The 19,157-nt window shown below is 41.6% G+C and carries 16 protein-coding genes; 15 read left to right on the top strand and 1 reads right to left on the bottom strand.

All coding sequences use genetic code 11. The features are described 5' to 3' along the window. The first annotated feature begins 8 nt into the window (after nt 1-8). From CUU64_RS06775 to CUU64_RS06830, 12 genes are all read left to right on the top strand, one after another. Nucleotides 9-683, top strand: coding sequence for a GNAT family acetyltransferase (locus CUU64_RS06775; protein WP_101632488.1), 675 nt, complete (start codon nt 9-11; stop codon nt 681-683). A 240-nt stretch (nt 684-923) separates the two neighbouring features. Beyond that, nucleotides 924-1,139, top strand: coding sequence for a hypothetical protein (locus tag CUU64_RS06780; RefSeq protein ID WP_101632493.1), 216 nt, complete (start codon nt 924-926; stop codon nt 1,137-1,139). Between the two features lie 354 nt (nt 1,140-1,493). Next, on the top strand, nt 1,494-4,442 hold the full coding sequence (gene fdhF, locus CUU64_RS06785) for a formate dehydrogenase subunit alpha (RefSeq protein ID WP_101632953.1): 2,949 nt from the start codon (nt 1,494-1,496) through the stop codon (nt 4,440-4,442). Beyond that, nucleotides 4,435-4,995: a helical membrane plugin domain-containing protein gene (locus CUU64_RS06790; protein WP_101632495.1), complete on the top strand. Its 561-nt coding sequence runs from the start codon at nt 4,435-4,437 to the stop codon at nt 4,993-4,995. The genes fdhF and CUU64_RS06790 overlap by 8 nt, the downstream gene beginning before the upstream one ends. A 174-nt stretch (nt 4,996-5,169) precedes the next feature. Continuing rightward, on the top strand, nt 5,170-5,595 hold the full coding sequence (locus CUU64_RS06795) for an EamA family transporter (protein ID WP_101632508.1): 426 nt from the start codon (nt 5,170-5,172) through the stop codon (nt 5,593-5,595). A gap of 100 nt (nt 5,596-5,695) precedes the next feature. Further along, nucleotides 5,696-6,445: a Cof-type HAD-IIB family hydrolase gene (locus CUU64_RS06800; RefSeq protein WP_101632514.1), complete on the top strand. Its 750-nt coding sequence runs from the start codon at nt 5,696-5,698 to the stop codon at nt 6,443-6,445. 328 nt (nt 6,446-6,773) lie between these two features. Beyond that, complete coding sequence (locus CUU64_RS06805; RefSeq protein ID WP_101632516.1) at nt 6,774-7,775, top strand: NAD(P)H-dependent flavin oxidoreductase; 1,002 nt, start codon at nt 6,774-6,776, stop codon at nt 7,773-7,775. 175 nt (nt 7,776-7,950) lie between these two features. Further along, the gene (locus CUU64_RS06810) at nt 7,951-9,606 is read left to right on the top strand and encodes an AMP-binding protein (protein ID WP_101632517.1); all 1,656 of its coding nucleotides are present in this window, start codon (nt 7,951-7,953) and stop codon (nt 9,604-9,606) included. Nucleotides 9,607-9,812: 206 nt separating this feature from the next. Next, complete coding sequence (locus CUU64_RS06815) at nt 9,813-11,171, top strand: cytochrome P450 (RefSeq protein ID WP_180954486.1); 1,359 nt, start codon at nt 9,813-9,815, stop codon at nt 11,169-11,171. Between the two features lie 105 nt (nt 11,172-11,276). Beyond that, nucleotides 11,277-11,807, top strand: coding sequence for a hypothetical protein (locus CUU64_RS06820; RefSeq protein ID WP_101632519.1), 531 nt, complete (start codon nt 11,277-11,279; stop codon nt 11,805-11,807). A 94-nt stretch (nt 11,808-11,901) separates the two neighbouring features. After that, nucleotides 11,902-12,327 (top strand): hypothetical protein, encoded by a 426-nt coding sequence (locus CUU64_RS06825; protein ID WP_101632521.1) that lies wholly within the window; start codon nt 11,902-11,904, stop codon nt 12,325-12,327. A 1-nt stretch (nt 12,328) separates the two neighbouring features. Beyond that, nucleotides 12,329-13,390: an alpha/beta fold hydrolase gene (locus CUU64_RS06830; protein WP_101632524.1), complete on the top strand. Its 1,062-nt coding sequence runs from the start codon at nt 12,329-12,331 to the stop codon at nt 13,388-13,390. 217 nt (nt 13,391-13,607) lie between these two features. On the opposite strand, the gene CUU64_RS06835 is transcribed toward CUU64_RS06830, so the two are convergent. After that, on the bottom strand, nt 13,608-15,623 hold the full coding sequence (locus tag CUU64_RS06835) for a metallophosphoesterase family protein (RefSeq protein WP_101632526.1): 2,016 nt from the start codon (nt 15,621-15,623) through the stop codon (nt 13,608-13,610). A gap of 104 nt (nt 15,624-15,727) precedes the next feature. Between CUU64_RS06835 and CUU64_RS22515 the strand changes: the two genes are divergently transcribed. The 3 genes from CUU64_RS22515 to CUU64_RS06845 all read left to right on the top strand — a co-directional run bounded on the left by CUU64_RS22515 (nt 15,728) and on the right by CUU64_RS06845 (nt 19,110). Continuing rightward, nucleotides 15,728-15,859: a hypothetical protein gene (locus tag CUU64_RS22515; RefSeq protein WP_257985442.1), complete on the top strand. Its 132-nt coding sequence runs from the start codon at nt 15,728-15,730 to the stop codon at nt 15,857-15,859. Nucleotides 15,860-15,975: 116 nt separating this feature from the next. Continuing rightward, nucleotides 15,976-16,548, top strand: a complete 573-nt coding sequence (locus tag CUU64_RS06840) for a TetR/AcrR family transcriptional regulator (RefSeq protein ID WP_101632528.1) — start codon at nt 15,976-15,978, stop codon at nt 16,546-16,548. Nucleotides 16,549-16,635: 87 nt separating this feature from the next. Then, nucleotides 16,636-19,110: a YhgE/Pip domain-containing protein gene (locus CUU64_RS06845; RefSeq protein WP_101632530.1), complete on the top strand. Its 2,475-nt coding sequence runs from the start codon at nt 16,636-16,638 to the stop codon at nt 19,108-19,110. Nucleotides 19,111-19,157: the final 47 nt, after the last annotated feature.

Genomic DNA, 19,157 nt, shown 5'->3' on the forward strand with positions numbered 1-19,157 from the left:
GAAGCTTGATGGAATATATTAGAATTTCCAATATAGAAGACCCATTGTTTGAAAAGATGCATGATTTAATGAAGAATGTATTTCCACCGGAAGAAGTGTTGGACTTCCAGCTTTGGAAGGAACCGCTTCAGGATCCTGGCATTCGGGTTTTTGTTGCCGTCCATGATGACAAGGTAGTGGGGGCAACCGAATACCGCTACTATCCTGACTGGAATATTGCCATGACCGATTTTACCATTGTCGGAGAAGCCGGTTTAAGCCTGGGCCGATTCCTTGCCCAAAATAGACAGCGTGATTTAGATGAACTGGCCAGGAATAACGGAAAAGAACTGTTTGGCATGTTTGCCGAAATCTATAATCCTTATATTTCAAACGAGAAGCATGATTTTGGCGGCGTTCAGACAATGAATCCTTTTGTCCGCAGGGAAGTGCTGTCTCACCTTGGATATAAGCGTTTGGACTTTCCATATGTACATCCATCCTGGCAAAATGATGGGGAAGCTGTTTCAGGGCTTGATTTCTGTTTTATGCCACAAAATGAAGAAGTTTCGGAAATACCAGCCGAACTGATTGTTAATTTCTTAACCACTTATTATGCTGTTCTTCCGAAGAAACCGCAGCAGTGGCAAGATATGATAGAAAATCTCAAAGCAGTGAAAAACGTAGCATTGTTGCCTTTATAAAAATGAATCAGGCTTTGAACACTTCCAGATACTCTATTGGCAGATCTACTAAACAAAATACATTTTACGTAAATGGAAACCGGATCCTGGCTGTATTAATATGGCCATGATTCGGTTTTTTTAACTGTATTTCAAAAGTTGTTTAAAAGGACAAATCATACATTTTGATATCTATCCAAACTAACCAGTGCAAATGAGCATAACTATAAAATAAATCACCAAGGAAAGGAGAAAGTTCTTTTGCCTGTAGCCATGCACTTAAATTTAAGAGTTGATCCAACTCAATATATTTCCCAGGTTAGGGAGGTACCAGGCTATGATTATATTCATTTGGTGCGAGTGCCAAAGTATATGGTAAATCTCTCTCGACAGCAATTAGGTTTTATTAATGCTTTTTTTAATCAAGTTAAGAAAATAGATCCTGCCTTGCACTCTGAATGGAAAGAATCAAAATAAAAGGTACTTGCATCTTGGCAGGAATAAGCACGGTTACTATTCAACTTTTTCCAAAGGCTCGCCAAACGGCGGGTTTTTATTTGTTTTAGGGATATTACCGAAATGATTACATGTGGTAACACTTATGACCTTTCATATATATCTTTGTTTGTCATACATTTTATTACTAAAAGAAAAATAGATTTATAATCGCCACAGCCCTGTTTCTATTGGCACTGTTTCTATGTATGTGAGTTTACACCTCAACTGAAGCAAGCATGTTTTATATTTTAGCTGGCAGGGTACTGAAAATGAGAGAAGCTGATTCTATCAGTGCTGATTATCTGGAAAGGGGAGTTTTTTTTGGAAGAAAAGATGCAGATTAATGTAAACGGTGTGGAGATGGAAATCACCGGCAACAAGACAGTCCTTCAAATGCTCTCTGAAAGTTCTATTGAAGTGCCAAGCGTTTGTTACCATCCAAGCTTAGGGCCAATTGAGACTTGCGATACTTGTATTATTAACGTAAATGGAGAGCTAGTCAGGTCATGTTCGACATATTTAAACGATGGGGACGTCGTGAATACCATTTCTTCTGAAGTAAAGCAAGCACAAGTAATGGCGATGGACAAAATCTTATATAACCATGAATTATATTGTACGGTTTGTGATTATAACAATGGAGGGTGCGAGATACATAACACCGTCAAAGAAATGAAAATCAACCACCAGAGTATTCCGTATGACCACAAACCGTACGAGGAAGATAATTCACATCCTTTTTACCGCTATGACCCGGATCAGTGCATCCTATGCGGACGATGCGTGGAAGCATGTCAGGACGTGCAGGTTACAGAGACACTGACCATTGATTGGGAGCGCGAACGGCCGCGCGTCATCTGGGACAAAGATGTACCGATCAATGAATCTTCTTGTGTATCTTGCGGACACTGTTCTACCGTTTGCCCTTGTAACGCCATGATGGAAAAAGGAATGGTAGGGGAGGCTGGATATTTAACCAATATTGCTAAACAGACCTTGCGCCCTATGATTGAAATCACAAAAGGAGTGGAAACCGGCTACGGCTCCATCCTTGCCATTTCCGATATGGAATCGGCCATGCGTGATGAAAGAATCAAGAAAACAAAGACAGTTTGTACCTATTGTGGGGTTGGCTGTAGCTTTGATGTATGGACCAAGGACCGTCAAATCCTGAAGGTAGAGCCCCAGGCAGAAGCACCGGCCAACGGAATCTCTACATGCGTAAAAGGGAAGTTCGGCTGGGACTTTGTCAACAGTGAAGATCGCCTAACCAAGCCGTTAATTCGTGAAGGCGATACCTTCCGCGAAGCTGAATGGGAAGAAGCGCTTAGCTTGGTTGCAAGTAAATTTTCAGAAATAAAGAACCAATACGGGCCTGATTCTTTGGCATTCATTACATCCTCTAAGTGTACGAACGAAGAATCTTATCTAATGCAAAAGCTTGCCCGAGGTATTATTGGTACAAATAACGTTGATAACTGTTCACGATATTGCCAGTCTCCTGCAACAGTAGGGTTAATCCGCACTGTTGGGTATGGAGGCGATTCTGGCACAATCAAAGATATAGAAAAGGCTGGACTTGTTTTAATTGTCGGTTCCAATACTTCCGAATCGCATCCTGTTTTATCCACCAGAGTCAAACGCTCCCATAAACTGCGCGGCCAAAAGCTGATCGTTGCAGACATCAGGAAGCATGAAATGGGAGAGCGAGCCGATTTATTTGTTCATCCTAACGCCGGCTCGGACATGGTATGGTTGTCTGCAGTGACCAAATACATTATCGATCAGGGCTGGACTGATCATAAATTCATTCAGGAGCGCGTCAATGGTTTTGCGGAATTTAAAAAGAGCCTCGAACCATTTACAATGGAATATGCCGAGGAAGCAACAGGAATTGCGAAAGAGGACCTCATTACAATTGCAGAAACAATTCATAAAGCTGAAGGAACTTGTGTGCTATGGGCCATGGGTGTCACCCAGCATATCGGTGGCAGCGATACCAGTACGGCAATTTCAAATCTCTTGCTTGTAACCGGTAATTATTGCAAGCCGGGTGCAGGATCTTACCCATTGCGCGGGCACAACAACGTGCAAGGCGCCAGTGACTTCGGCTCTATGCCAGATCGCCTTCCTGGGTATGAAAAAGTCGCCGATGAAGAGGTTCGTGCTAAGTACGAAAAAGGTTGGGGAGTGAAGATTCCGGAAAAGCCGGGCATGAACAACCATGAAATGATTGAAGGCATCCATGCCGGAGTACTGAAAGCGATGTATGTAAAAGGCGAAGAAATGGGACTGGTGGATTCAAACATTAATCACGTACACGCCGCTTATGAAAAACTTGATTTCTTTGTTGTACAGGATATCTTTTTCTCCAGCACCGCCCAGTATGCGGATGTTGTACTGCCAGCAAGCCCAAGCTTTGAAAAAGAGGGAACGTTCACAAATACAGAGCGTCGTATCCAGAGGCTTTACCAGGTTTTGGAGCCGCTGGGTGAATCCAAGCCTGACTGGCAGATCATTATGGAACTGGCAAACCGGCTTGGTGCTGGCTGGAATTATACACATCCGTCACAAATCATGGATGAGGCCGCGATGCTGTCACCTATTTATGCTGGTGTTACGTATGAACGACTCGAGAGATATAACACATTGCAGTGGCCGGTTAATGCGGACGGAACTGATACACCGCTTCTGTTTGCGGATGGTAAATTCCCATTCCCGGACGGTAAGGCGAACCTCTATCCGGTTCAATGGTCTAAACCGATTGACTTTGGAGAAGAATATGATATCCATGTCAATAACGGACGCTTGCTGGAGCATTTCCATGAAGGAAACCTGACATACCGATCTAAGGGCATATCCATGAAAACTCCGGAAATCTGGCTGGAAGTTTCTCCTGAGCTCGCAGCAGATAGGGGGCTTAAGGACGGTACGCTTGTAAGGCTGACATCTCCTTATGGAAATGTGAAAGTGAAAACTCTTATTACCGACCGTGTCCAAGCTAATGAAGTATACCTGCCGATGAACGATTCAGGTGAAGCGGCGATCAATTTATTAACAAGCAGCTTTTCCGATAAAGATACCGACACGCCTGCTTACAAAGAAACGATGGCTAAAATGGAAATCCTTAAATACGAAGGTACCAATCCAATGCCAAGAATTAACCATCGAAATGGAAATCCACAGCCGCAAATAGGGGTACAGGTTCAAAGAAAATGGGCGCGCAAGGATTATGTTTTTCCTGGAGACGCAGTAAGGGAAAGGAGGAAGCAGCATGGCTAAGGCGATAAAACAAATTCAAAGACTAGAATACTCGGAAGAAGACAAACGGAAAAAAGATTTGCTAGAGGTGGAAAATGCCTTGCTTGAAAATAAGGATGCTATCCTTGAATCGTTGCAGGTAATGAAGCATATGCATGAACGAGGCATTCTGTCTTTGTTAAGGGGAGTGTTCGGCCAAGGAGACAAGGTCCTTCATATTCTTGTTAAAACAGCCGATACACCTGAAACCGCGAATATGCTGAAAAATCTTCTCCTTCTAGCAGGAACGCTTGGAACGTTGAATGTAAAACAGCTTGAACCGTTCATTTTAAAAATCAATTCCGGTATTGCTAGGGTCTCAGAAACTAGAGAAATAGATGATAAAGTCGGATATTTTGATATTGCAAGAGCGCTGAAGGATCCCGAAATAAACCGTTCGGTATCATTGCTGCTTAATTTCCTCAAAGGTATGGGACAGGATACCGAACCGCTAGAGCGAAATACACAGCTGCCAGAAGATCAGCTGTATCAGCAAATACCGCGTGAGAAACATGGAATGCATAAAAGAGATTAAAAAAAAATAAACACCCGGATCGAGCATCCCAGCTTGGTCCGGGTGATTTTTTTTATATAAGTGGTTTGTCCTCCTGCGCATTAATTCCTTAAAGCAGAAGCCCCTTAATATTTCCTTATTACAAAGTGCAACCTATAAGCAAAATATTGAAATTTCTTAAAGGAGTTGAACTGGATGGCTTTATGGCTTTTGTATGCAATCTTGGCTGCTGTTTCAGCTGCATTGGTTAGCATTTTCGGAAAAATCGGACTGCAAAATATTGATGCTAACACGGCAACTGCAGTTAGGGCGTTAATTATGGCTATTTTTTTAATAGTAGTGGTTGCTTATGAAGGCAATTTGAGTAAGATCCCTGACATTGTCGCTGACAGAAAGACTTTTTTCTTTATTATTTTAAGTGGTGTAGCCGGAGCGACGTCGTGGTTATTTTACTTTCTGGCGTTGAAGGTCGGTAAGGTTTCACAGGTGGCACCTATTGATAAACTTAGTGTAGTAATTGCGACAATTATTGCAGTCATCTTTTTTGGTGAGAAATTAAGCTTACTAAATGGCCTAGGAGTTGCCCTGATTGCGATTGGAGTTGTTTTAACCGCGTTATAAAATTGCCATTCAGCCTATCGCCCTAAGCCTTCCATTTCCCCTTATTATCCTAAGTTTGTTAAATTAGTAATATCGTCAGAATTAGAAAGGCAGGAATGGTATGATACATAATATCACAAAAAAAGAGATAAAGTTAATCGCGCTTGATATGGATGGTACGCTATTGAACGAAGATGGCAAAGTAACGGAAGGAAATCGGGCTGCTATTAAAGAGGCGGAGGAAAAGGGAGTAAAGGTAGTGCTCAGTACTGGGAGAGCCTATGCCACATGCAATGAAATCGCAAAATCGCTTGCGTTATCGTCATATCTTATTACGGTGAACGGCAGTGAGATATTTGATCCGAATGGAGACTTGGTTGAAAGGAATATAATCAGTCATGAACTGATTGAATGGATGTGGAATTTAACCCAAAAATATAAAACCGGTTTTTGGGCAACAAGTACCGACAAGGTTTGGAGAGGTGAGATGCCTGAGGATATTCGCTCCTATCAGTGGCTGAAATTTGGATTCAACATTGCGGAAGACAAAATTAGGGATAAGATCTTTTCCTTATTAAAGGAAACCGGGAAGCTTGAAATAAGTAATTCAAGTCCTACAAACATCGAAGCGAATGCTCTAGGAATTAATAAAGCAAAAGCTATAGAAAAGGTATGCAGCTTTCTGGGATTTGGTATGGAAAATGTCATGGCAGTCGGTGACAGTCTGAATGACATTGCGATGATTAAGGAATCTGGATTAGGAATCGCAATGGGGAATGCCCAGGAAATTGTGAAGGAAACTGCTGATTGGATCACCGATACAAACCAAAATGACGGAGTAGCCAAAGCCATCCGGAAATTGGTGTTATAAATCTGGAACCAGTGAGAAGCCGAACTTTATTCCATAATGAATTTCATTGCCCTTTTACTGGATAGCCAATCCGCATAAGCGGGTTGGTTTCTTTTTCGAAAAAAAAGACTTTCTGCCACCAGTTAAGGACAACAAGTCTACCGCAAAACGGGAAAATAACGAGTTGCGTTTTGTCTGAAACTTAAAAAGCTTCAGAAAAGCGACTGGCTTCTCTATAATTGCGTTGAAATTCTATAAGAAAGGAAAAACTTGAACAAAATTTATTCCGGGAGTATGATTGAATAGTGATTCATATCTGAAAATTCAGTACGGAAAGCGAGGAGTTTAAATGGGGAAAACAATTCCAGAAAAATGGTGGAACCAGCTGAGATTACCAGCAATTTCAGCGCCAATGTTTTTAGTGTCTGGCCCAGAGCTTGTGGAGGCTGTATGCATGAACGGCGTAATTGGTTCATTCCCTGCACCGAATGCGCGTCCAATAGAAGTGCTTGATGAGTGGATGGGTCAATTGAATAAAAACCTGGATGAAGCAAGAGCTAAAGAGCCGGAGCGAAAAATCGCGCCGTGGGCCATGAATATGGTCGTCCACAGCTCTTACAGCAGATTACAGGACGAACTCGAATTGGTAAAAAAGCATAAGCCAGAGTTGGTGATTACTTCACTTGGGAGCCCACGTGCTGTGGTCGATACAGTACATAGCTATGGAGGTCTTGTTTTTGCCGATGTCAGCAATCTCAAATGGGCAAAGAAAGCAGCTGAAGCTGGAGCGGACGGGTTAATCCTCGTTGCGAGCGGTGCTGGCGGGCATGCCGGCAATCTGAATAGCTTCGCTTTTGTAGATAGCGTCCGAAAATTCTGGGACGGAATCATCATCCTGGCCGGGGCGATTTCGACAGGGACGAGCATTTTGGCTGCACAGGCCGCCGGAGCAGATCTTGCTTATATGGGTACTCGTTTTATTGTTGCTAAAGAAAGTCTTGCAAACGATGACTACCGACAAATGTTAGTGGATTCTACCCAGGACGACATCATTCTTACCGATGCATTTTCCGGTGTAAATGCAAATATGCTCATACCAAGCATCGTAAAGGCGGGACTGGATCCTGCACATTTAAAGAAAAAGGAAAACGTTGAATTCGACCACATGCAAAAGGAAAACAAAGATGTGAAAGCATGGAAGGATATTTGGTCTGCCGGCCATGGTGTCGGTGCGATTACCGAGATTGATACTGCGGAAGGCATCATTGCAGCGTTGGAAAAGGAATATAATGAAGCGATCGAAAGACTGGCTGTACAGACAGGTAAAGTGAAATCAGTTGTTGTAAAATAAATTTATATGTAAGCGCTTTAAATGAATTCGCTGGTCATGATAAAAAGTGGCCAGTAAATTTAACTATTAAATATTGGTTAGAAGGTGAATTTACTTCTTTTTGGTAGCACTTTCACTCAGGGGACTTCTTGAATTTCAGCCATTTGTCTTTTCATTTTACAAAGGGGGTTTATTTATGGTTCAAACATTCCGGCCATACTGGCCAGCAGGAACACCTGATAAAATCAATTATTTGCATGGAGAAAAGCCTCTTTATCAATATCTCGAGTATCACGCCGCCAAAAAACCCGACGAAGTAGCATATTATTTTTACGGAAATAATATTACATGGAAATCCCTGATTGATCATGTAAATCGGTTTGCTGGTTACCTGCAAGGAAAAGGGTTTAACAAAGGCAGCTATGCAGCTCTATATCTGCAAAATTGCCCGCAATACATCATTGCACACTATGCCATACAGCAGCTGGGCGGCATTGTAATTCCGATTAACCCAATGTTTAAGGAAAGTGAACTGGCATATTGCTTTGAAGAAGCCCCAATTACAGTGATTATCACAAGCGACAGTGCATATGACACCACGTTTAAGGCAGCTGAAAAAAGTGAGTCATCCCCTCTGATTGTCACCACAAATTATTGTGATTATCTACCTAATACACCTATATTCCCGCTCACCGAAGAATTTTCCCAACCGAAACGAAGCAACCAAATAGCAGAAGATATGTGTGAAATCATCCGAACCAGTCCAATTCTAACCGAACATGCTGAAATTGATCTTTGGAATGATGTCGGACTAATGGTATTCACATCCGGAACTACTGGGCGGCCGAAAGGTGCACTTTTGACTTACGGAAATGCATTATTTAAGACGGCAGCCTCCGTTCAGGCTAATGGTCTTTCTGCCAAAGAACGTTTCATGGCCCATGCACCGCTCTGTCATATAGCAGGAATGCTAATGGGACTGAACACTCCAATTTATAGCGGGAATCCCTGCGTCCTTTTTACGAGATTTGATCCAGTATCGACAATCAATGCCATTGAAAAGTATAAAATAACTTCATGGTACAGCATAGCACCGATGAACGGAGCAGTCCTGCAAGTACCGGGTGTTGAAGACAGGGACTTTTCAAGCCTGAAAATAAACCTGGCTACAAGCTTTGGTGTTCAGGTAACACAAGAGCTTTCGGAAAAATGGAGGGCGATAACAAAAGGCTGTCTGATGTACGAAGCTGCATACGGACTGAGTGAAACCCATACTTGTGACACATTCATGCCCAGGGAAAAAATAAAATACGGTTCATGCGGATTGCCAATCATAGGCACGGAAATCAAAATCCTTTCACTAGATAATGGTGAAGAAGCCCCTACGGGAGAATCTGGTGAAATCGTTGTTCGAAATCAGGGAGTCTTCAAAGGCTACTTGAATAGGCCGGAAGCAACTGCGGAAACGCTGAAAGACGGCTGGGTATATACAGGGGATATCGGATATCTAGATCAGGACGGCTATTTGTTTTTTCAGGGGCGGCTAAAAGAGATGATCAAAAGCTCTGGCTATAGTATCTTTCCTGAAGATGTTGAGGCATTGCTTAATGAACATCCAGCCATTAGCCAGTCTGCGGTAATTGGGGTGCCTGACCCGATGCGAGGGGAAAGTGTAAAGGCATTTGTGGTTCTCCATGAATCGGAAAAAAACAGGATCACACCAGACAAAATCATTTCATGGGCAAAGGGACATATGGCAGCATACAAGTATCCTAGATACGTAGAACTCATTGATCAGCTGCCCGCTACCCCATCCGGAAAGGTTTTAAGAAAACTGTTGAAAGAAGGATGACGCCAGTACGATCAAGCCCTTTCCCTCTATTATAAATAATCGACACCTATTTAATAGACTGTTTATGCAGTCTTTTTTTGCTGTGTGGACATATAAGAAAGTCGGATTTGTAATATCGGAAAAAATTTTTAAAATTTTAAATTTTGGTACAAGCTAATCTATTTATTTCTACATAACATAGTGTAAAAGGAAGGGGGCAATCAAATTTGAATGATGTTAATTCCACAAAACAAGCTTCCCTTGTTCCAAACAGGAGATTTATTACCGGACACTTAAAGCAATTTCAGGCCGATCCTCTCGGTTTCCTAAAAAAAGTTGCTGGCCATGGTGAAGTTGCAAAAATGCGTTTTGGGCCTTTCCAGCATGTTTATCTTATATCCGATCCAGAGTTGATTAGGGAGGTGCTGGTCACAAAACAAAAATCCTTTGTAAAATCAAAGGACTTCGATGCGCTAAAAACAATCGTCGGTGAAGGGCTCTTGACCAGTGAAAAAGAGACCCATATGAGGCAGAGAAGGCTCATCCAGCCAGCCTTTAAAAAATCGCATATCAGCAATTATGGCCAGGATATGATAGATGTTACAACTGAATACCTATCGAATTGGAAAGACGGGGAAGAGAGAATAATTACCCAGGATATGATGGATATCACACTTGAAATTATTTCAAAAACAATGTTTAGCATAGACATAAAAGAAGGTTACAGTATCGTTGGCGAGGCTATAGAAACGGCAATGAAAATGGCCGTCCAGAGGATGAGGACAATCATAAATCTTCCATTATGGATTCCGACTAAAAGAAATCGTGATTGTAAACAAGCAATAGATAAACTTAATTCCACAATATTCCAGATTATAGAGAGTAGAAGACAGGATAAGGCAACGCATGAAGACATGCTTGGAATATTAATGGCTGCACGTGATGAACAGGATGGCTCTGGGATGACAGATATTCAAGTCAGAGATGAGCTTATGACAATATTTCTTGCGGGCCACGAAACTACTGCCAATGCTTTATCATGGACTTTGTACTTGCTATCACAGAACCCTGAAGCAGAAAAGAAACTCTTTGAAGAGATTGATATGGTGATTGGTAATCGAACAGTGTCTCCAGGTGACTTTGCCCATTTGCCTTATACCCAAAATATAATCTGGGAATCCATGAGGATCTATCCGCCTGCCTTTGTTATAAGCCGCAAAGCAGCTGAGGATGTCAAAATAGGAGGTTACCAACTTAAAAAAGACGACACCATTATGGTTTCCCAGTATGTCATGCACCATAAGCCGGAGTATTTTTCTGATCCAGAATCCTTTCTTCCTGAAAGGTTCGAAAATAATTTTATTAAAACAATCCCCTCATTCGCATACTTTCCATTTGGAGGCGGTCCAAGGGTCTGTATTGGCAATCATTTTGCACTCTTGGAAGCAGTGCTTGTCCTCGCCACTATTGCCCAGCGTTTCAGAGTCCGGCTCATACCAAACCACCATCCAGTACTATTATACCCATCAATCACTCTGCGGCCCAGAAGCGGATTACGCATGATAGTTGAAGAAAGAACTGAATAACTTTAGACAAGCCAAAAGAGAATATGCACAATAAAAAATTGGAATAAAAAATCTTACACTCTCTTTCCAAAGCTATTAATAGAAAGGGATGATTAAAAATATACCATGACAAAAAACAAAAAAGAGAGCATCCAATCAAACGAGAGTCATTTTTTAACCAGCAAGGATATAAAGTCTATTCATGAATGGATGGCTATTTATAGAAGATACCTCCTCTATACCCCGTGGCAAAAAAAACAACTAGCTCTTCGTACGCTCACACTTCCCTATAAAGTTATTGGAAATGGTCTAAACCGGATGGTCTATGATTTAGATAATGGTTATGTCTTAAAGATTGCACTTTCGGAGATAGGTGTGATAAGCAATTCTCAAGAGTTTAATCTATACCAGACATCCGATTCAACTATTCGAAAATACCTCGCTCCGGTAATGGAAATGGGACAAGGTTGGATTGTCATGAAGAAGATGGATCATAAGGTCCCTATAAATTTGGTAAGCCTGCAAAACCTGACTGAGCTCACAATGAAGTTTTTGCTGCACAGGGTTGTTCCAGTTGATCTAAGACTGGGAAATGTGGCTCTAACAAACGATAACCAAATGATTGTAATCGATTATGGTTTATTTATAACATTATGAATTTGGTTTGCTATTAGGGCAGAATTTTCTTGGTATTACTTGCTTTTTTATAGTTAGAAGTGAAATAAAAATATAAATAGAAAGGACTATGTAAATGGAGAAAAATAAGAAACCAGATGAATTTTACGACACTCTTAGAAAGATGGGTTTAAAGGTAGAGAAAGAAATCAATAAAAAAATTAAGGATTTGCTGAATAATAGAAGAATCATCAACCAGGCAAGCATGGAATCAAATAATATTGCCCAGGCTTTTAAATGGCTGCAGGATTCAATGGAAACAATATCAGCCCTTGGCAATTTTCCGACAAAAAGGGATATAGCCAATGTGGCTAAAATGCAAGTGCAGCTGGAGGGAAAAATTGATCATATTGAGGACATGCTATCGAATCTTGAAAATGACCATAGACCAAAAGGAATTCATTCCATACAAGCGGAATCTGCTGAAAAGGATAGGAAAGCCAGGAAGCGGGCCAGACTGCGCGCAGTCTTACGATCCATGAACCAAGGGGTGGGTTCATAGGATGAAAAAAAGGAACAAAAACAACAACGAGGATGAATCCTTAGCGAAATTTGAATTGGCGCTTAAGGCTTTAAAAAGCCCCTTGCCCGAAATGGGCGTAACCAGAAGAGAAGCTGTATGGAAGAAGAATAAATCAACATTATGGTATTACCCGCCGGAAAGGAAAAAGTATAAAGTTCCAGTGTTTTTAGTCTATTCACTTATCAATACACCTGTCATACTTGACCTTGGTCCTGGCAGCAGCTTAATTGAGCATTTTGTAAACGAAGGTTTTGAAGTGTATCTATTGGATTTCGGTGCGCCTGGATATGAAGATGGAGATATCAGCTTGGAAACCTATATCGTTGATTACATTCAAGTAGGAGTGAGAAGGGCATTGAGGCATTCTGGCGCGGAAGAAATTACTGTATTCGGCACATGTTTAGGAGGCACTCTTGCAGCAATGTACGCTTCCATAGCAGAAGAACCTATCAAAAACCTGATTCTATCTACTCCGCCAATTGATTTTAGTCATACTCCGGAATTTGACCAATGGGCCGAAGCGATCCGAACTGGAGAGGCGAGGTTTGATGAAATCCTTGATGTCATACAAACCGTTCCTGGTGCCTTTGTAAATGAAGGAATAAGTTTACTCATTTCGCCCATTCATTTTTCCAGCTATCTTTCATTAATTAGTAAAGCAGATGACCCCGATTATATTGATAGGTGGCGCCGGTTTAATAAGTGGACGGAAGACCACGTTTCATTTACCGGAGCAGCGATGAAACAAATGCTAAATGATCTAGTTAAAGAAAATAAATTCATTAAAAGAAGACTTAAGATAAAAAACAAAAAGGCCGAATTAGCAAATATTAAAGCAAATTTGCTCGTTGTTGCGGGAAAAGACGATATTTTAATACCTGAAGCGATGATCAAGCCAGTGATGACGATGGTTTCCAGCCAGGATAAAACCTACAAGCTTCTAAAGGGAGGCCATACCACAATTAATATAGCTCCTCGTTTTCCAGATTACCTTGCTGAATGGCTTCCTGACAGATCAACTCCTATATTAAAATCCAGGTAATTGTACAAATTGCTCTTAGGCTATATTTTTTATTAGATCCACACAAAGTCTTCTTACCTGATACATTTTTCAATGAATAAAACGTATCAGGTAAGTCCCAACCATTTCAACGCGAACATATAGATGATTGTAAAAAGTGAAAAGGAAAAGCCATTTGGAAATACAAATCAGCTAGAGTCCGGTTGAATAACCGGTTCTTTTTTACAATAAAGATTGTCTAGTTGTTCGTATACATGGATGAAATAACCGTTTTTCCGTTGTATGTTAAAAGCCCGCATTCTAGTTTTGCAGGAGAAACCAGAATGGTACCCAGGTTGTTTTCTGTTTCAATAATGGAACCATCGTCGAGAGTGTAATAGTCGATCAACTCTTTTGCTACGGTTTCGTGGGAAAAGTCATGGTCAATCTCAACATGAAAAGTTGTCATGTTATCCCGTATACTTTTTTTTCCTTTGTTGTAAAATCGTAACACCGACCTTACTAGTTCATTCGATATGCCCGTCATGGTAGTGTTTTTTAACGGGCTGCTGGTCATCTGGAAAATCGTTTTTTTATCCCCGTTTAAATAAAGTGAATCGGTTTTGGCCATGTAAGCGTACTGTGCATCTCCCGATAAGATTATACAATATGCCGGATCTATATCGGTGATCCATTTATGGAAGCTTTCATACCCTTTCCCATTATATTTCCAGGAATCCATATTAAAGGTTGTCTGTACCGGAATTCGTGTATTAACTAACGGATATGCAGTCTCTTTCATTGCTGAGTCAATTAAACCCACGCTATAAAACGGAACAGAAGAAACAACAATAACGGGGTGCCCCGAATTCCATCCACATTCCAATAACGCAAATTTGGCCTGCAGCCAGCCTAGTTCATTAATGATTTGCGGCGCTCCCCCGTTCGCTGTATGCTCACTTATGGAGGAAGAACGATGCGTTCGCGTATCAAGAAATACGGCCGGGGGATAGGTAGGCGCTGCAAAAGTCCAGACATCAAAGCTCCACATCGATGATTCCCAGTTAAGCCGTGCTTCCTTGATTACATTTTTTGAGGTTAAATGTTTCGAAATCATGTTGATAAAGGATTCATTGAATGACAACGGATTGTTTCCCCACCCCTGGAACGCCCAAAAAGCCGTGAGTGCATTGGAGATTATGTGCCTCCCCAAAGGAGAATGCCTAACAGCATGGCGCCATTCAAAGGTAATATTCCAATCATCCGTTATGTCATGTTCATCAAATATCATATAGGAGGAGATATTAGCCATAAGTCTCCGCACATACGGAAGTGAGTCTGCAAATTTCCTGATTTCCTTTAATTGTTTATTAAAGGCCCGCCTAATGGTTTGCGTGTTCGTTGCAGGGAAAAGAGCTGGATTCCTTTCCATCCATTCATCGAAAGTGGCAAGAAGGCCTTCTTTCTCGGCAAGTCTCCATATTTCAGGATTAAAAGCAAGCAGATACATAGATGCATACTCACCGAATCGCAGCAAATGATTGGACGATTTCCTTGAGGTAAACCTGCACAGGTCGGATGCAATTCGTTGCCTCCCATAAATTGCATCAACGACTGTTTTGTAAGGATCATTGCCTAGGCGAGGCTCTATCTTCACCAAATTCTCTTTCTGGCCTGTAAGGGTTTCTCCAAGCTTCATGATAAATGGCATGACCGGTCCGGCTACATCATCCGCATAAATTTGGTCTCCCATAAGAAACAGAGCTTCCGGCCTTTCCTTTATATTGAGGTAATGCTTCTGCAGTAGCAAATCGGCACCTGCGAGAACATCTTCTCCCTTCCCGTGAATCTTCCGGCCGGAACCGTACAAGATCCTGGATTCCTTTCGCTCGGTAATATAAAAAGAGGGATATTTCAGATGTCCATATACAATGGAATCCCCGGAATCCGGTGATAATAACCCGAGGCTTCTCAAATCAAAAGAGGCCCGGTTTTTAGTAAAACGCAGATTATATCCTAGCAATCGATCCAAAGGAAAAGAATCGCCCTCGGGTGATAATGTTACGATATTGGCTATAAGCTTATCCCCGAGTGACACAGATCTTACAGAGGTGTGACTTTGAACCGGGGTGTAGGTGTACTCGCCAACTTCCTCATTTATCAAAAATAATTCGGCAGTTATGTCGAACATTTCACAGCAGGCAATCCAAATATTTACATGATCGTTTTCTGTCCTGCGCAGGAAGGGGCCTGCCAAGATTACCGGCAATTTCATGGTGCACCACCGCCCATTTTTTCATTTATGCATAGAATATTCAGAAGCAAGGGAAGTTGTGTTGAGGTGACCATTATAAAAAATTAATAGGTATAAAGTTTATAATGATAGTAAAAATTGAGGATAAGAGAAGTGCAAGCATGGAACCAAAAAATTGCCCAACATGTGGTGGAAAGCTTGTGGAGGATGTAAGAGAAACTATAGAATTCCTGCCAGATGGAAAATATGATGATTAATGTCGATCTAAGAAAATTCATTTTATCGTTTTTGTTTGTTGTTATTTATTTTTGGGTGTGATATATTCTTTCAATAGTAAATGACCAAATTTAAATTTTAGTCAGAGGTGTAGATTATGGCAGTTGACCGAAGAAGGTTGATTATCGAAGCTGCAAATAAATCGTTCTCCATGTTCGGTTACAAAGCAACTACAATGGATCATGTCGCCAAGATTGCAAATGTAGGAAAAGGAACGATTTATACGTTCTTTTCCAATAAAGAAGATCTTTTTGAAGAGATTGTATCAAGTTTAGTAAAGGAAATGATCGCCCAGGCAGAAGCGACAATAAATCCAGAAAAGCCGTTTTCAGAAAACGTACAACAGGTCCTGGCTAAGCTGCTTGAGTTTAGAAATACTCATGTTTTGATGATCAAACTGCTGCAGGAAGAAAAGGAAATCGGCACACCTGCCGTCCTTGAAATGTTAAACCATATAGAGGATGAAATTATCGGCTATTTGAAAAGCAAGATCGATACAGCAATCGATAAAGGCTATATTATTGAAAATGACTCGGAAATCACTTCATTTCTTTTATTAAAAACCTATATCTCTCTTGTTTCTGACTGGGAACGTAACCACAAGCCATTATCGTCAGAACAAATTGCCAGCATAATAAAGTTCTATTTGATGAAAGGGTTATCTGTTTGATGATCCTTACTTTTTCTGAAAAAAATGACTAAGTGAGAAAAAAAGTCAAAAGTTCAAATGTGAATAAAAGGAGGATATTTTCAAATTATGTTTACATCAATAAAAGGGGAATTTATGGGGATTTTCAGGAACAAGAAGCTTCTGATCGCCATCATTGGTATCCTTGTCATTCCTTTATTATATAGTGCCGTTTATCTATGGGCTTTCTGGGATCCGTACGGCCATGTTGAACGGATCCCAGTGGCAGTCGTTAATCATGATGAAGGGGCGGAGTATAATGGGAAGAGGCTTGCGATCGGCGATGATTTAGTAGAAAAATTAAAGAATAAGGAAAGCTTTAATTATTCATTTGTAAGTGAAGAAAACGCTGACAGGGGACTTCAAAATGAGAAATATTATCTGAAAATAAAAATTCCAGAAGACTTTTCCAAGAACGCGACAACATTGCAGGACGAAAATCCGAAGAATTTGACTTTGATTTATACGCCAAATGAGGGAACAAACTATCTTTCCACCAAAATAGGAGATGCAGCAATCGAGAAAATGAAGGAGGAGGTTTCTACCGCGGTAACCAAAACATATGCTGAGTCCGTATTTGATAGTATAAAGGATTCCGCTAAAGGCCTTGAAGAAGCAGGGAGCGGAGCAGGAGAGTTAAATGATGGCATTCAATCTGCGAGAAATGGGGCAGTTGACTTACAACAAGGGGCTGCATCCGTGAAAAAAGGCGCCGGAGACTTAGATAACGGACTGAAATCAGCGGAAGAAGGTGCAGACCAAATTAGTAAGGGTGCAGGAGATGCCCATTCAGGCGCTACCGAAATACAAAAGAACCTGAAGACATTGGCACAGAGGTCGGTCACATTTTCAAACGGTATAAAATCTGCGTCGGCAGGTTCCACGAAATTAAGTAACGGGTTGCAGCAATTCAATACTGGATTAGGCCAAATGAAGGAAGGACAAATGCAGCTGCTTGAGGGAGCGAAGAACTCTCAGGCTGGGGCAGGTCGGCTTTCCGTTGGGCTAGAAGATTCCCTTAAAGGGTTCAGCGAAGTACAGGGCAATCTTCATCAATTTACGGAAGGTGCGAATGCGATGGCTGAAGGGGCAAAGGTGATTGCAGGGAATTTAAATGAGTGGAAAGCGGGGGCAGAGGAGGCAAAAAGTAGAGCTTCTGAAGTGAGCAATGGTATAGAAGGCGTGCTAAATGATTTGAAAGAACAATCCGCAGCAACCAAAAATGCAGAACAAAAGCAGCAAATCGATCAGCTAATTGCGACGCTAGATCCTATTTATCAAGGGAGTAAAGGCGTGGCTGATGGAGTTGGAACACTATCCTCAAATGCAGGCGAAATCGCTGCTACAGGTTCAAGCCAATTAACAGATGGTGCAGCCAAAATGGCACAGGGAGAGCAGGCTTTAAGCGATGGTTTTAACCAGTTAGCCGCTGGGCAGCAGGAACTAGCAAAAGGTGCCAGCAATCTAGAAAAAGGACAGGGCGAGCTTGTTAGTGGTTTAGCCTCTTTCGGGGATAAAATCATTGAGGCGCAAACTGGTATGAGTGAGCTTTCAAAGGGAAGCAGTGAGTTAACTTCTGGGCTTGGAAGTCTGGCGGAAGGTTCCGGCCAGATGGAAAATGGGACAGCTCGACTGGTGGAAGGTTCCAAGCAGCTTGCAAATGGAACACAGAGGCTTTCGGAAGGTTCTTCCGAATTGGCCGGCGGTGTGGGACAACTATCACAGGGATCCGGCAAACTTGAAAAAGGAATGGACCAGCTTTTGGGTGGAACAACCGAACTCGAACATGGAATGGGTAAGCTTGAAGATGGTTCGAAACAGCTTAGCGACAAGCTTACAGAGGGAGCTAAGGGTGCAGCAGAGATCAAAGCCAACGATGAAGTATATAACATGTTTGCGAAACCGGTCGACGTGAAAGAAAACCGGGTCAATCATGTACCCAATTACGGTACGGCATTTGCACCTTACTTTTTGTCACTCAGCTTGTATATCGGAGCACTAGTACTATCCATCATCTTTCCACTGCGAAACCCGGCTATTATACCAAGCAATGGTTTCAGCTGGTTTGCCGGAAAACTGGGAGTCATGCTTTCAGTAGGAGTAATCCAGGCTTTGCTAGCTGATTTTGCCTTATTGCAATGGCTTGGACTCGAAGTGAAAAGCGTTCCTTACTTGATGATGTTTAGTATATTAACTAGCTGGACGTATCTTGCCATCATTCAATTCCTGGTTACTGCTTTCGATAATCCAGGACGATTTGTCGCCATCCTGATTCTAATCATGCAGTTGACCAGCAGCGCGGGAACCTTCCCGATTGAATTATCGCCTAAACTTATGCAAGAGATCAGCAGTTATTTGCCGATGACTTATTCTGTTTCAGGATTCCGGAACATTATATCAACAGGCAATTTTGATTTTGCATGGCATTCCGCCGGTACGATGGGAATCTTCTTTGCAACATTCCTGCTGATAACTTTGGGATATTTTCAGTTATCATACAAAAGAATGAAGCACGTTTTTAGCTCTGAAGCCAAAACGGCATAAACTGAAATAACTTAGGAGGCTACTTTAAAGGAAGCCTCCTTTTTGTA

Origin of the sequence: Bacillus sp. V5-8f (assembly GCF_002863565.1) — a bacterium.
GTDB lineage: Bacteria > Bacillota > Bacilli > Bacillales > DSM-1321 > Peribacillus.

Bases quoted from the DNA above. Each gene is read 5' to 3' on its own strand.
- CUU64_RS06775 (WP_101632488.1), top strand. From the start codon at position 9: ATGGAATATATTAGAATTTCCAATATAGAAGACCCATTGTTTGAAAAG.
- fdhF (WP_101632953.1), top strand. From the start codon at position 1,494: ATGCAGATTAATGTAAACGGTGTGGAGATGGAAATCACCGGCAACAAG.
- CUU64_RS06790 (WP_101632495.1), top strand. From the start codon at position 4,435: ATGGCTAAGGCGATAAAACAAATTCAAAGACTAGAATACTCGGAAGAA.
- CUU64_RS06795 (WP_101632508.1), top strand. From the start codon at position 5,170: ATGGCTTTATGGCTTTTGTATGCAATCTTGGCTGCTGTTTCAGCTGCA.
- CUU64_RS06800 (WP_101632514.1), top strand. From the start codon at position 5,696: ATGATACATAATATCACAAAAAAAGAGATAAAGTTAATCGCGCTTGAT.
- CUU64_RS06805 (WP_101632516.1), top strand. From the start codon at position 6,774: ATGGGGAAAACAATTCCAGAAAAATGGTGGAACCAGCTGAGATTACCA.
- CUU64_RS06810 (WP_101632517.1), top strand. From the start codon at position 7,951: ATGGTTCAAACATTCCGGCCATACTGGCCAGCAGGAACACCTGATAAA.
- CUU64_RS06820 (WP_101632519.1), top strand. From the start codon at position 11,277: ATGACAAAAAACAAAAAAGAGAGCATCCAATCAAACGAGAGTCATTTT.
- CUU64_RS06825 (WP_101632521.1), top strand. From the start codon at position 11,902: ATGGAGAAAAATAAGAAACCAGATGAATTTTACGACACTCTTAGAAAG.
- CUU64_RS06830 (WP_101632524.1), top strand. From the start codon at position 12,329: ATGAAAAAAAGGAACAAAAACAACAACGAGGATGAATCCTTAGCGAAA.
- CUU64_RS06835 (WP_101632526.1), bottom strand. From the start codon at position 15,623: ATGAAATTGCCGGTAATCTTGGCAGGCCCCTTCCTGCGCAGGACAGAA.
- CUU64_RS22515 (WP_257985442.1), top strand. From the start codon at position 15,728: ATGATAGTAAAAATTGAGGATAAGAGAAGTGCAAGCATGGAACCAAAA.
- CUU64_RS06840 (WP_101632528.1), top strand. From the start codon at position 15,976: ATGGCAGTTGACCGAAGAAGGTTGATTATCGAAGCTGCAAATAAATCG.
- CUU64_RS06845 (WP_101632530.1), top strand. From the start codon at position 16,636: ATGTTTACATCAATAAAAGGGGAATTTATGGGGATTTTCAGGAACAAG.